Annotated in this window: 11 protein-coding genes; 2 read left to right on the top strand and 9 right to left on the bottom strand. The window is 60.6% G+C overall.

What is annotated here, in order from left to right; translation table 11 throughout:
- Positions 1-91: 91 nt before the first annotated feature.
- The 5 genes from BLT98_RS01960 to BLT98_RS01940 all read right to left on the bottom strand — a co-directional run bounded on the left by BLT98_RS01960 (position 92) and on the right by BLT98_RS01940 (position 3,841).
- The gene (locus BLT98_RS01960; RefSeq protein WP_034784620.1) at positions 92-871 is read right to left on the bottom strand and encodes a peptidylprolyl isomerase; all 780 of its coding nucleotides are present in this window, start codon (positions 869-871) and stop codon (positions 92-94) included.
- 113 nt (positions 872-984) lie between these two features.
- Complete coding sequence (locus BLT98_RS01955) at positions 985-1,287, bottom strand: BolA family protein (RefSeq protein ID WP_225317325.1); 303 nt, start codon at positions 1,285-1,287, stop codon at positions 985-987.
- Complete coding sequence (locus BLT98_RS01950; protein WP_034784619.1) at positions 1,284-1,913, bottom strand: septation protein A; 630 nt, start codon at positions 1,911-1,913, stop codon at positions 1,284-1,286. Before BLT98_RS01950 ends, BLT98_RS01955 begins: the two co-directional genes overlap by 4 nt.
- A 74-nt stretch (positions 1,914-1,987) precedes the next feature.
- Positions 1,988-2,389 carry a peptide-methionine (R)-S-oxide reductase MsrB gene (msrB, locus tag BLT98_RS01945; protein WP_034784618.1) on the bottom strand — a complete coding sequence of 134 codons (402 nt, stop codon included), beginning with the start codon at positions 2,387-2,389 and terminating at the stop codon, positions 1,988-1,990.
- Between the two features lie 9 nt (positions 2,390-2,398).
- Positions 2,399-3,841: a protein adenylyltransferase SelO gene (locus BLT98_RS01940; RefSeq protein ID WP_092606765.1), complete on the bottom strand. Its 1,443-nt coding sequence runs from the start codon at positions 3,839-3,841 to the stop codon at positions 2,399-2,401.
- 261 nt (positions 3,842-4,102) lie between these two features.
- Between BLT98_RS01940 and BLT98_RS01935 the strand changes: the two genes are divergently transcribed.
- Complete coding sequence (locus tag BLT98_RS01935) at positions 4,103-5,755, top strand: 3-(methylthio)propionyl-CoA ligase (RefSeq protein WP_092604991.1); 1,653 nt, start codon at positions 4,103-4,105, stop codon at positions 5,753-5,755.
- 6 nt (positions 5,756-5,761) lie between these two features.
- Here BLT98_RS01935 and BLT98_RS01930 read toward each other — a convergent pair whose 3' ends face one another.
- The 4 genes from BLT98_RS01930 to BLT98_RS01915 are packed head-to-tail and all read right to left on the bottom strand — an operon-like array spanning position 5,762 to position 10,624.
- Positions 5,762-7,288 (bottom strand): chemotaxis protein CheW, encoded by a 1,527-nt coding sequence (locus tag BLT98_RS01930; RefSeq protein ID WP_244517349.1) that lies wholly within the window; start codon positions 7,286-7,288, stop codon positions 5,762-5,764.
- Positions 7,275-7,799 (bottom strand): chemotaxis protein CheD, encoded by a 525-nt coding sequence (locus BLT98_RS01925; RefSeq protein WP_052140344.1) that lies wholly within the window; start codon positions 7,797-7,799, stop codon positions 7,275-7,277. Before BLT98_RS01925 ends, BLT98_RS01930 begins: the two co-directional genes overlap by 14 nt.
- Positions 7,796-8,620 carry a CheR family methyltransferase gene (locus BLT98_RS01920; protein WP_070259470.1) on the bottom strand — a complete coding sequence of 275 codons (825 nt, stop codon included), beginning with the start codon at positions 8,618-8,620 and terminating at the stop codon, positions 7,796-7,798. Before BLT98_RS01920 ends, BLT98_RS01925 begins: the two co-directional genes overlap by 4 nt.
- 3 nt (positions 8,621-8,623) lie before the next feature.
- Complete coding sequence (locus BLT98_RS01915) at positions 8,624-10,624, bottom strand: methyl-accepting chemotaxis protein (protein WP_244517348.1); 2,001 nt, start codon at positions 10,622-10,624, stop codon at positions 8,624-8,626.
- Between the two features lie 617 nt (positions 10,625-11,241).
- Between BLT98_RS01915 and BLT98_RS01910 the strand changes: the two genes are divergently transcribed.
- Positions 11,242-13,329, top strand: coding sequence for a 3-hydroxyacyl-CoA dehydrogenase NAD-binding domain-containing protein (locus BLT98_RS01910; RefSeq protein ID WP_092604989.1), 2,088 nt, complete (start codon positions 11,242-11,244; stop codon positions 13,327-13,329).
- Positions 13,330-13,426: the final 97 nt, after the last annotated feature.

Here is a 13,426-nt window from a genome sequence, read left to right as displayed (position 1 = left end):
ACTGATACAAGAGATCGCGACTGCCGTGCAGTTCGCGTTCAGGCGCAGAATACACGACCGGCGCCGAAAAGGGCGCCGGGGAGGTCAGTTCTTATTGAACTTTCGCTTTTTTGATCATTTCTTCCTGATACGCTTGCAATTTCTTTTGCTGCAGCGCTTCGGCGATCTGTGGCTTGACTTCTTCCAGGGTAGGCAGTTTTGCCGCGCGGGTGTCGTCCAGCTTGATCACGTGGAAACCGTTAGGCGTTTGCACCGGGGTGTCGGTAACCTGGCCTTTTTGCAGTTTCACGAAGGCGTCGGAGAACACTTTCGGGAAGGACGATGGCGCTGCCCAGTCCAGGTCGCCGCCGTTGTCGGCCGAACCGCTATCTTTCGATTGCTTGGCCAGGTCTTCGAACTTGGCGCCGCCTTTCAGCTTGGCGATGATGTCTTTCGCTTCAGCTTCAGTGCCGACCAGGATGTGGCGCACGTGGTATTCCTTGTCGCCGGTCTGGGCCACGAAGCGGTCGTATTCCGCCTTGATTTCAGCGTCGTTGACGGGATTCTTTTTCAGGTAGTCGCCGACCAGGGCGTTGATGACGATGGCCTGGCGTGCGTTCTCGATTTGCTGCTTGACGGCTGCATCTTTACCGAAACCTTTGTTTTCCGCTTCTTGCATCAGCACTTCACGGCCGATCAAGTCCTTCTTGATCATTTCGCGCAATTGCGGCGAATCCGGTTGCTGGCCTTGGGCGACGACTTGCTTGACGACTGCATCAACGCGCGACGATGGGATAGGCTTGCCATTAACAACGGCAACATTTTGCGCAAAAACAGGTACCGCGACAACGGCGAGTAGTGCGATCAGCAAGCGGGCTGGCTTAAAAGTCATTATTAAATCCTGTTAGGGAAAGTTTCGTAAAAAACGCATGGAAAGAAAACGCGTGCATGGCGCTTGCGGCAAACGGCATACCAAGTTGCCCCGGTACGCCAAAAACGCCATCCTTACACTACTTCGGATGGCGCCAGTGCCACAATCGCCAATGCATGTATCTCATTATGCATCATATCGTGCACGGAATCATACACCAGTCGATGGCGCATGACGAGCCTGAGCCCCTCAAATTGACTAGAAATAATCCGCAGATTGTAATGGCCTCCGCCGGAGGCGGCGCCCGCATGGCCCCGGTGGCGTGCCGAGTCGTCTTCCAGCACGCATTCCAGAGGGGAAAGTGCCGTTTCCAGGCGGGTACGAATGCGCTGCATGCGCGTTTCCGGCGCGGTGTTTTCGGTGGTGGAGCTCATCATGCGTCTTCCTTGATATGTTTGGCCAGGAACAGGGTTTGCGCCACGATGAAGGCAAAGAATATGCCCGTCGCGCCAAACGCCTTGAAGCTGACCCAGGCGGCCATGTCGCCCTTGTACAGCACGAAGGCGACGAACAGGTTCAGTGCGCCGATGGCGCCAAAGAAAATGATCCATGCGGCCAGCAACTGGTTCCAGACGGCATCAGGCAACTGCACTTGCGCTTCCATGGTCTTGCGGATCAGGTTTTTCTTGAAACCCACGTAGGCGATCAGGAGGGCCAGGCCGGACAGCCAGTAGATCAGGGTCGGCTTCCATTTCAGGAAGAAATCGTCATGCAGGTAAATGCTGGCGCCGCCGAACACGACAAAGATGAACAGCGACAGCCACAGCATGCCGTCCACTTTGCGCCCGCGCAGCAGCAGATAGCTGACCTGGCAAGCCGTGGCGACGATGCCGACGAGGGTGGCAAGTATCCACGGCGCCTGGTCGGCCTTGATCAGGCCGCCAGACACGAAGCCGGACAAATATTGCTGCACGAAATCGTGCGTGGCCGCTTCATACATGCCGCCCAGTTTAAAAGCGGCAAAGAAGGCGATCAGGGGGAATAGGTCGAATAGAAATTTCATGGCGAGACTTTACACTGGTCTTATTAGAATCATCTTAGGAATGGCTTAGGAGCAACGCCCAAGCCATTGCCAGATCAAGGCTGCGGATCGAAGCGCAAGGAGGCCGAATTGATGCAATAGCGCAAGCCGGTCGGTGGCGGGCCGTCCGGGAAGACGTGGCCCAGGTGGGCGTCGCAGACGGCGCAGACGATTTCCGTGCGCAGCATGCCGTGGCTGCGGTCGACGATTTCCGTCACATTCGCCGGGTCGAGCGCCTGGAAATAGCTGGGCCAGCCGCAGCCCGAGTCGAACTTCGTGTCCGAGGCAAACAAGGGCGTGTTGCAGCAGACGCAGGTGTAGATGCCGTGTTCATGGTGGTCCCAGAACTTGCCCGTGAAGGCCCGTTCCGTGGCCGCGTGGCGCGTGACTTCGTATTGCATCGAGTCGAGCATGGCGCGCCATTCGGCGTCGGTTTTTTTGACTTTATTGGTGGTCATAATGACTCCTCAGGATGAGCAACTGACTTCAAGGTGGCTGGCCCAGTCGGGCGGCAGGGCCGCATAGTGCTGGTGTTCGGGCTGTTCGTCAAATGGCTTTTGCAAAACTTCCAGCAATTTCGCCACTTCCGTGTAATCGTGCTGCTGGGCTTTCTCGATGGCCACTTGCGCCAGGTAGTTGCGCAGCACGTATTTCGGGTTAACCTGGTTCATTGCCGCTTGCCGTTCGGCATCAACGCTGTGCTCCTGCAGCAGGCGCGCGCGGTACGCCGCTGCCCACGTATCGAAGGCGGGGCGGTCGATGAACATGTCGCGCAGCACGGTGTCGTGCTCGGGAGCGGCTATTTTCAGTGTCGCCAGCGCGCGGAAAAAGTTGGTGAAATCCACGTGGTTGGCTTGCATCAGGGCAAACATGCCGTCGAACAGTTGCGTATCGTCGTCGTGTTGCGTGCGCAAACCCAGCTTGGCGCGCAGCAAGGCATTCATCTTGTCCGCGAACGCGGGCTGATAGCTGTCCAGCGCCGCCTGCGCCTCGGCCACTTCACCGATCAGCGGCAGCAGGGCCTGGCCCAGCGCATAGCAGTTCCAGTGGCCCACCTGTGGCTGGTTGGCGTAGGAATAGCGGCCCTGCTGGTCCGTATGGTTGCAGATGTGCTCGGCATCGAACGCTTCCATGAAGCCGAAGGGGCCGTAATCGAGCGTCAAGCCCAGGATCGACATATTGTCCGTGTTCATGACGCCATGCATGAAGCCCACGGCTTGCCATTGCGCAATCATGTGCGCCGTACGCACGCAGACTTCGGACAGCAAGGCTTGATATGGATTTGATGCAGCGCGCAAATGGGGATAAAAACCGTCGATGATGTAATCGGCAAGGATTTTCAGCTCTTCCGGCTTCTTGCGGTAAAACCAGTGTTCGAACGAGCCGAAGCGCACAAAGCTGGGTGCCATGCGCGTCACGACGGCTGCAGTCTCGACGGTTTCGCGCATGATGCCTTGCTGCGAACCCATGATGGACAGCGCGCGCGAGGTGGGAATGCCCAGCGCCGCCATGGCTTCCGAGCACAGGAATTCGCGGATGGACGAGCGCAGCACGGCGCGGCCATCGCCCATGCGTGAATACGGCGTGGCGCCGGCGCCTTTCAGCTGCAGTTCCATCGGACCGTGTTCGGTGGCGATGTCGCCCAGCAGGATGGCGCGGCCATCGCCCAGCTGGCCAGCCCAGACGCCGAACTGGTGGCCCGAATACACGGCCGACAGGGGCAGTGAACGCTCGGCAACCGTATTGCCGCTCAGCAGCGCCACATAGTCGGGATCGGCCAGGCGCGCGGCATCGAGGCCGATGAGGGCTGCGGCTGGTGCGCTGGCGGCCACGAAATATGGGGCGGGCAGGGGCGTGGGCATCAAGCGCGTATAGAACGCGGGCGGCAAGGCCGCAAAGGCATTATCCAGTGGTAAGGTATGAGCGGTGATGGCAATTCCAGTCAGTAAGATGGACCGGCAAGGTGCGCCAGCCTGGAATGCGATTTTACCGCACAGCGCCAGGGCGCGTGGCGGGCGCTGTCGTGGGGAGCAATGCGGCAAAAAACGGAATCAAAAATTCCATGCTGCAATGCAATATCGAAATGCGTTGACGATTTCCGCACGACCGTACGAAACTAAGGAAAATCTTTAACTTCCAACAATAACCGAGTATCCAAACCAGGAGACACGATGTCGGCATTTCCCTTGAGTCCAGTGATGGGCCAGATGATGAATCAGCCCCTGCTGATTTCCAGCATTATCGAGTTTGCAGCGCGTCATTATGGCTGCGGCGAAATCGTGTCGCGCCGGGTGGAAGGCGATCTGCACCGTTATACCTACCGCGATTGCCACCAGCGCACGCGGCGCCTGGCGAATGCCTTGCACGGCCTGGGCATAGGCATGGGCGACCGGGTCGCCACCCTCGCCTGGAATGGCTACCGTCACCTGGAAGCGTACTATGCCGTGTCCGGCTCGGGCGCCGTGCTGCACACCATCAATCCGCGTTTGTTTCCCGAGCAGATCGCCTACATCTCGAACCACGCGGAAGACCAGGTGCTGCTGTTCGACCTGACCTTCCTGCCCGTGGTGGAAAAGATCGCCGCCGACTGCACCTTCGTGCGCCATTTCGTGCTGATGTGCGACCGCGACCGCATGCCCGCCAGCAGCAGCATTCCCGACCTGCTGTGCTATGAAGACCTGATCGACACGCATTCCGACGAGTATACATGGCCCGTGTTCGATGAAAACTCGGCCGCCGCCCTGTGCTATACCTCGGGCACGACGGGCAACCCCAAGGGCGCGCTGTATTCGCACCGCTCGACCGTGCTGCACGCGTATGCTTCGGCCATGCCCAGCGCACTGAACGTGCGCGCCACCGACACGGTCCTGCCCGTCGTGCCCATGTTCCACGTGAACGCCTGGGGCTTGCCGTATTCCGTGCTGCTGTCTGGCGCGCGCATGGTGTTTCCCGGCGCGGCGCTGGACGGCAAGTCGCTATACGAACTGTTCGAATCGGAAAAAGTGACCTTCTCGGCCGGCGTACCCACGGTCTGGCTGGGCCTGCTGAACTATGCCTTGCAGAATGACCTGAAATTTTCCACCTTCCGCCGCACGGTGATCGGCGGCGCGGCGTGCCCGCCGGCCATGATGGATACCCTGATCGACAAGTTCGACGTGGAAGTCATCCATGGCTGGGGCATGACGGAAATGTCGCCGTTGGGCACCACGGGCGGCTTGCAGACCAAGCACCTTGCCATGGACAAGGAAGCGCAGCGCGATATCCTGCACAAGCAGGGCCATGCCATTTACGGCGTGGACATGAAGATCGTCGATGACGACGGCAAGGAATTGCCGTGGGATGGCTTGGCCTACGGCCATCTGCTGGTCAAGGGGCCGTGGATCATTTCCTCCTATTACAAGAACGAGGGCGGCGAGGTGCTGCAGGATGGCTGGTTCCCCACGGGCGACGTGGCCACCATCGATGCGGATGGCTACATGCAGATCACGGACCGCAGCAAGGACGTGATCAAGTCGGGTGGCGAGTGGATCGGCACCATCGACCTGGAAAACCTGGCCATGGCGCACCCGGCCGTGCTGCAGGCGGCCTGCATCGGCGTGTTCCACCCGAAATGGGACGAGCGTCCCGTGCTCGTCGTGGTGCTGCGCCCCGGCATGACGGTCACGCGCGAAGCGCTGTTGCAATTTTTTGAAGGCAAGATCGCCAAGTGGTGGACGCCCGACGACGTGCTGTTCATCGACGCCTTGCCCATGGGCGCCACGGGCAAGATCCAGAAGAACAAGCTGCGTGACCAGTTCAAGGGGCACAAGTTGCCGGGCTTGTAAAAAAACTTACGCCGCCTGCGGCAGCGCCGAGCCCAGCTTTTCCAGCAGATGGTCGCACTGGAAGACGGACAGGGTCTGGCGCTGCGCATCCGTGCCGATATCGATCATTTCATCCATTTCGCTGCGCAAGTCGTCATGCTCTCCCGTGCGGATGATTTGCGGCGCCGCAAAGCGCTGGCTGTCGGAGATGGTCATGATGTTGTCGACATGGTCGACGAGAAAGCCGTAGCGCTCGGCGCCCCGTTCCACGATCAAAATCTTGCCGGCGCCCGTGTCCGCCAGCCGCGGCATGGCGTACAACTGGCGCAGGTCGATGATGCTGATCATTTGCTGGCGCAGGTTGAGCATGCCGCGCATGCAGGCCGGCATGCCCGGTGGCGTGGTGATGGCGCCGCTGAAGTCGATGATTTCGCGCACTTGCCCGATTTCCACGGCGAAGCGGGTTTCCACCGTAAACGTGATGTAGACGCGGCGCTGCGCCTTGCGCGTGGCGGCGCTGCCCGCTTCCGTGTCGGTCGGGTACAGGCGCGCGTGGCCGTCGCGCATCTCGACGATCTCCGCCTGCGACAAGATGCCCTTGTGGTCGAGGAAAATGATGTCGCCCAGACCCTCTTTCGTGATGCAGCCGGCAAACATGGCGGCGCGTGCCTTGCTCAGCAGGGGAATCGGCAGCACCTCGTCGCCAAAGAAATGCACGATGCTGTCGACGGAGTCGACGAGGAAGCCCACGGTCGTATCATCGAGGCGCACGACGATGATGCGCTGGTCGCTGGTCGCCGCCGTGCCGGACCCGGCCGCCTGCAGCAGGGCGCCGAAGTCGACGACGGCCACCTGGCTGCCGCGAAAATGCATGCGCCCGAGGCACAGTTCGCTGTTCAGCAGGGAGCTGTGCAGTTCCGGCACGCGGATGATTTCCTGGATGGCCAGCATTTCGAAGGCAAACGTGGCGCCGGCCGCATGGAAGCTGACGCACTGCCGGCGTTCGCTTTGCGCATGGTAGCGGGCCGAACTCAGCTTGGCGCCCGTCGCCTGCAGGGCCAGCACATGGGGGACGTTTTCGATGCGCAGCAGGGCATGCGGATCGAGTACCTGCAGCAGGCGCGCACCGCCGTCGAGCAGGATCGTGCCGGCGATGACGGCGTGGCTGTCGCCGGCCGCATATTGCAGGGCGCTGCGGGCGCTGGCGGGCACGCGCAGGATTTCACCCGTATCCTGGAAGACGATACCGACCAGCACTTGCTGGAAGTCGAGGATGGCGATCTTGTCCGTGGCCACGGCGCGCGGCGCATCGGCGCGGAACAAGCGCCCCAGGTTGACCACCGGAATGACGCTGCCGCGCAGGGTGAACATGCCTTCCAGGTAGGCGGGCGACAGGGGCAGGGCCGTGACTTTCGCGGGGTAATTGACGACTTCGCGGATGCAACTGGCGGGCAGGGCGAATTCATCGTCGCCCAGGTGGAAGGAGCCGAACAGCTCGGCGGCCGTTTCTCCATGGGCCTGCGCTTGCAAGCCTGTCGCTTCATGCATATCCATATGCGCCTTCCTTGCGTGGAATTAATTCGGGTTGCGCCACCACATCGGTGACGGCATAGCTGTGGTTGGCGCAATCGATCAGCAACTGGCGCCCGTGGCGTCCGCCCAGCGCGCAAAAACTCACCGACAAGCCGCACTGGTCCAGGTATTTTTGCGCCGCTTCCGCATTTTGCCGGCCCACTTGCAATCTCCCATTGCGCGGGCCAAACATGCTGGCGCCGCCCGCCAGCACCACTTCGATATCGGCGTAATCGGCCTGGCGCACACCCATCATCCGCAGCAGCGAGGGCACGGCCTGGCTCACATAGCGTGCCCCCAGGCTGCTGTCGGTGCCCGGCGCTTCCGGCAGCAGGCAATGGGCCAGGCCGCAGCAGGGGCCATTCTTCCAGATGAAACCGATGCCGATGCAGGAGCCGAGCAAGGCTTGCAGCTGCTCGCCATGCGTGCCCACGCTGAGTTGCCCCATGCCAACATGGTGCAGCGGCAGGCTAGGATCGATGATGATGTTCATGCGCTACCCGCCTTATAAATCATGGGAAACTCGAATTGATAGCCGGTACCGAGGCGGGCGATGGTTTCCGACTCGCCCAGGATCAGCCGGCCCTCGTCCTTGAGGCTGAGCCGTGCCTGGCGCAGCACGGTTTCCTGGTGCTCGGCATCGAAATAGATCAGCACATTGCGCAGGAACACCAGGTCGAACTGCCGCGCCGGGCGCAATGCTTCCAGCAGATTGTGCTGGGCAAAGCTGACGTGTTGCCGCAATTCCTCGTTGACCCTGACGCCATGCGGCGAGGGCGTGAAATATTTGCGCAGCAAGTCCGGATGCGACAGGCGGATGCGTTCGACGGAGCGGCCGCTGTACTGGCCGGCCCGCGCCGCGCCCAGGATTTGCTGCGAAATGTCGCTGGCCAGGATCTGGTAGCGGAAAGCGGGCGCTTGCAGCTTGAATTGCTCGCACAGCATGGCGATTGAATACAGCTCCTCGCCGCTGGCGGCCGCTGCCGACCAGATGGACAGGCAGCCGTCCGGATGCGCGCGGGCCCAGGCGGGCAGGTAGCGGTCGCGGAAGTAATCCCAGATGGACGGCGTGCGGAAGAACAGGGTGTCGTTGGTGGTCACCAGGTCGATGAAATGGGCCACCTCGTCGCGGTCGCTGCTGACGCGCTCCAGGTACGCCTGGTAGCTGTGCAGGGACAGCGCCCGCAGCCGAGGCTGCAAGCGCCGTTCCAGCAAGACGCTCTTGCGCGCCGTCATGGCGATGCCCGTATGCTGGCGCACCAGCGCGATCAGGGTCGTCAGCACCTCGGGCGTCAAGGTGGCCGCGTGGCTCATGGCTTACACCACGAAGCCGGAGACAGTCTGGTTCAGGCTGCCAGCGCGCTCGTTCAAGCCATCCGTCGAGCGGGCGATGCTGTCGCAGTTGGCGGCCGACTTTTCCGTTTCCTCGGCGATGTACTGGATGGCCGTGGATACTTCGCGCGCCGTCAGCAGCTGTTCATTGGCCGCCTTCGAGATATCGGAAATGGCCAGGGTGGTCTTCGCCACGCCCGAGACGATCTTGTCGAAGGCGTCGCTGGCCTGGCGCGAAATTTCGCTGCCCGTCGAGACGCGCTTGACGGATTCGTTGATCAGCTTGGAAATCTCTTTTGTTGCCTGCGAGGAGCGCTCGGCCAGCTTGCGCACCTCATCGGCAACGACGGAAAAGCCCAGGCCGTGCTCGCCCGCGCGCGCCGCCTCGATGGCCGCATTGAAGGCCAGCATATTCGTCTGGTTGGCGATTTCGCTGATCACCTTGACGATTTCGCCGATGTCTTCCGACGAGCGGTTGATCAAGTCCATCGCCTCGATCGACTTGGCGACGGCGCGCGCGCCCGCTTCCGCTTCCTGCTGCGTGGCTTTCGCCAGGAAATCGGCGTTCGAGGTGTTTTCCGCGATGGAGTTGATGGAGAACGTCAAACCATCGATGGACGCGTTCATCTCTTCCACCGTGGCGCCCAGCGCCTGCGTGCCCACGGCCACGCCCGTGGCCCGTTCGGCGATCGCGTGCGAGGCGTCGGCAAAGCCGTTGGCGGCCGATACCACGTTGCCGATCACGCCGCGCAAGTCGACGATCATCTTGCTGATGCCGCCGGCGAGCAGGTCGATCGGCTCGTCGCCCTCGGGCACGATATTGCAAGTCAGGTCGCCTTGCGCCGCGCGCGCCACCGATTCAAGCAGGGCATTGACCTTGCGGCTGTCGTTGGCGGCCTTGGACTGGATACTGTTTTCCAGGTTCACCTGTTCCGTGATGTCGATGGCGAACTTGACCACTTTATACGGCTTGCCGTTCAGGTCCAGGATGGGGTTGTAGGTGGCCTGTATCCACACTACCTTGCCATGGTTGCCCAGGCGCTTGTAGCGGCCCGCGTCGAATTCGCCGCGGTTGAGCTTTTGCCAGAATTTCTTGTACTCGGGGCTGCTCGCGTACTCGGGCTCGCAAAACATGCGGTGGTGTTCGCCCTGGATATCGCTCAAGTCGTAGTCCATGACGGCGAGGAAATTGTCGTTTGCGTCCAGCACATTGCCGTGCATGTCGAATTCGATCACGGCCTGCGCCTTGCCGATGGCGCTGACCTTGCCTTCGTATTCGGCATTGCGCATTTTCAGGGCCGTGATGTCGCTGGCGAACTTGACTACCTTGAAGGGCCGGCCTTCCGCATCGAAAATGGGGTTATACGAGGCATTGAGCCAGATTTCGCGGCCGTCCTTGGTGACGCGCTTGTATTCGCCCGAGTCGAACTGGCCTTGCCCCAGTTTCTGCCAGAACTGCGCATAGTCGTCGCTCCTGGCGTAGTCGGGCAGGCAAAACATGCGGTGGTGCTTGCCCTTGATCTCGTCGAGCGTGTAGCCGACGGACTTGAGGAAATTGTCGTTGGCGTCGAGGATGGTGCCGTCGAGCCGGAACTCGATCACAGCCTGGGCCTTGCTGATGGCGTCGATCTTGCCTTCATAATCGGCGTTGCGGCGCTTGCTGGCCGTGATATCGGTGGCAAACTTGATGACTTTATACGGCTTGCCGTCCGCATCGAGGATGGGATTGTAGGACGCATTGATCCACACTTCGCGCCCATCCTTGGCGCGGCGCTTGTATTCGCCATGGTCGAACTCGCCACGTCCCAGTTTGGCCCAGAAGGTGGCGTATTCGGCCGTTTTCACATAGTCGGGGTCGCAGAAGATGGCATGGTGCTTGCCTTGCACTTCGTCCAGGGTATAGCCGAGGACGCGCAGGAAATTGTCATTCGCATGCAGGATGGTGCCGTCGAGTTCGAATTCGATGACGGCCTGGACACGGTTCAATGCAGTATTTATCGCTTGTAAGTCCAGATCCTGGGAGTGGCTGACATGGCTGGCTGCGTCCATAGTATTTCCTTCGGGGTGAGAAGAGGAATGGGAACGATAAGGCTGCTGTTATTATTTTTTCTGCTATCCATATAAGGCAGCGATGTTATTGCATGGATCGACATCTGGTGATAATCGGTGAGAATGTGCGCGATCAACGGCCGCCAGTGTTTGCCCTGCGGTTTGCCTTTAGTGGATAAATTGTAGAGTATTGATTTGAATCAACAATTTGATTATTCCCCAGCATCTGGCGAAAAACAAGGGGCGGAAATAAATAATGTCAAAACTGTCGTAATTGACCCATGCCCGCATATAACAAACCCTTTACTTTGCATAATAAAACGCCGTTATTATTATTGTGCTTTTATTATTTAAATGAATATCCAAGTGATAGCTTCTACGGGAGCTTGCTGCTTGCAGCAGAATCTTTCCGCAAACGATGTTGTACCATGGCGTACCATGCTGGCGCCGGGCACGCCACGACAAAAATAATACGAGCGTTCTTTTATGCGGTATAGTGAAGCTTCATCCCTTGCAACCACCTCATCGCTGAGCAAAATCAATAAGGAAGAGACATGAGTGCTGAATATCAAGTGAACGGCGCCGTTGCCGTCATTACCCTCGCCAATCCGCCCGTCAATGGACTGGGCCTGGCCACGCGCACGGCCGCCGTGGCCGGCATCCGCCAGGCGCTGGCGGACGAGTCCGTCAAAGCCATCGTCATCACGGGCGCCGGCAAGGCCTTTTCGGGCGGCGCCGATATCAAGGAATTCAATTCGCCCAAGGCGCTCACGGAACCGACTCTTCACACCCTGATCAACGTCGTCGAGCAATCGACCAAGCCGGTCGTGGCGGCCATCCACAGCGTCTGCATGGGTGGCGGCCTGGAGCTGGCGCTGGGCTGCAACTACCGCGTGGCCGCGCCGGGCGCGCAGATGGCCTTGCCGGAAGTTAAACTCGGCATCTTGCCGGGCGCGGGCGGCACGCAGCGCCTGCCGCGCGTGCTGGGCCTGGAAATGGCCCTGAACATGATCGTTTCCGGCACGCCCGTGGCGTCCGAAAAACTGGCCGGCACGGCCCTGTTCGACGAAGTCATCGCGCCCGGCGCGGACTTGCTGGCCGCCGCCGTGGCCTTCGCCACCAAAGTGGGCGACGTGCGCCCGCTGCCGAAAGTGCGCGAGCGCAAGGTCGATTACCCGAACCACGAAGCGTTTTTGCAGTTTTCGCGCAATACCGTGAAAGCCATGTCCGGCCCGTTCCCCGCACCGCTGAAATGCGTCGATGCCGTGGCGGCCGCCGTGACGATGAAATTCGACGAAGGCTTGAAGTACGAGCGTGAACTGTTCATGCAGCTGGTGCAGTCGCCCGAATCGAAAGCCCTGCGCCACGCCTTCTTTGCCGAACGCGTCGCCAGCAAGGTGCCGGACGTGCCGTCCGATACCCCCGTGCGCACGATCGCCAGCGCGGCCATCGTCGGCGCCGGCACCATGGGTGGTGGCATCGCCATGAATTTCGCCAACGCGGGCATTCCCGTCATCTTGCTGGAAACGAAGCAGGAAGCGCTGGACAAGGGCCTGGCCACCATCCGCAAGAATTACGAGAACACGGTGAAGAAGGGCAAGCTGACGCAAGAGAAGGCCGAGCAGCGCATCGCGCTCGTTAGCGGCACGCTGGCCTACGCCGACATTGCGCAGGCGGACATCGTCATCGAAGCCGTCTTCGAGGAACTGGGCGTGAAGGAAACCGTCTTCAAGCAGCTGGACGCCGTCATGAAGCCGGGCGCCATCCTCGCCTCGAACACGTCGACCCTGGACCTGGACAAGATCGCCGCGTTCACCAAGCGCCCGCAAGACGTGATCGGCACGCATTTTTTCAGTCCCGCGAACGTCATGAAGCTGCTGGAAATCGTCCGCGGCAAGGAAACGGGCAAGGACGTGCTGGCCACGGCGCTGGCGCTGTCGAAAAAGCTGAAAAAGACGGGCGTCGTCTCGGGCGTGTGCGACGGTTTCATCGGCAACCGCATGATCGAGCAGTACAGCCGCCAGGCCGGTTTCCTGCTGGAAGAAGGCTGTCTGCCGGAACAGGTCGACAAGGCGGTCGAGAAATTCGGCTTCGCCATGGGCCCGTTCCGCATGGGCGACCTGGCCGGCAACGACATCGGCTGGGCCATCCGCAAGCGCCGCTATGTGGAAAAACCGGAAGTGACGTATTCGAAGACGGCCGACCTGCTGTGCGAACTGGGGCGCTATGGCCAGAAGACGGGCGCCGGCTGGTATGACTACAAGCCGGGCGACCGCAAGGCGTATCCGTCGGAACAGGTCAACGCCATGATAGTCCAGCATTCCGCCGACATCGGGGTGACACGGCGCAAGATCAGCGACCAGGAAATCGTCAAACGCCTCGTGTATGCGCTCGTCAATGAAGGCGCGCGCATCCTGGAAGAGGGCATCGCCCTGCGCGCCTCGGACATCGACATGGTGTATCTGACGGGCTACGGCTTCCCGCTGTTCCGCGGCGGTCCGATGTTCTACGCGGACACGGTCGGCTTGCCAAACGTGCTCGATACGATCGCCGGCTATGCGAAAGGCCGCCACGGCGAAGCGTGGACGCCGGCGCCGCTGCTGGTGAAACTGGCGGGCGAGGGCAAGGGTTTCAACAGCTGATGAGGCACGGTTGAAAAGATGTAGGTCGGATTAGCGAGGCTCCGCCTCGCGTAATCCGACAACATTGTTGGCCGTAGCGGTGTCGGATTACGCGGCA

Origin of the sequence: Janthinobacterium sp. YR213 (assembly GCF_900099875.1) — a bacterium.
Lineage (GTDB): Bacteria > Pseudomonadota > Gammaproteobacteria > Burkholderiales > Burkholderiaceae_D > Janthinobacterium > Janthinobacterium lividum.
The sequence above is the reverse complement of the archived record's forward strand: the minus strand, read 5'-3'. Positions and strand labels throughout refer to the sequence as shown.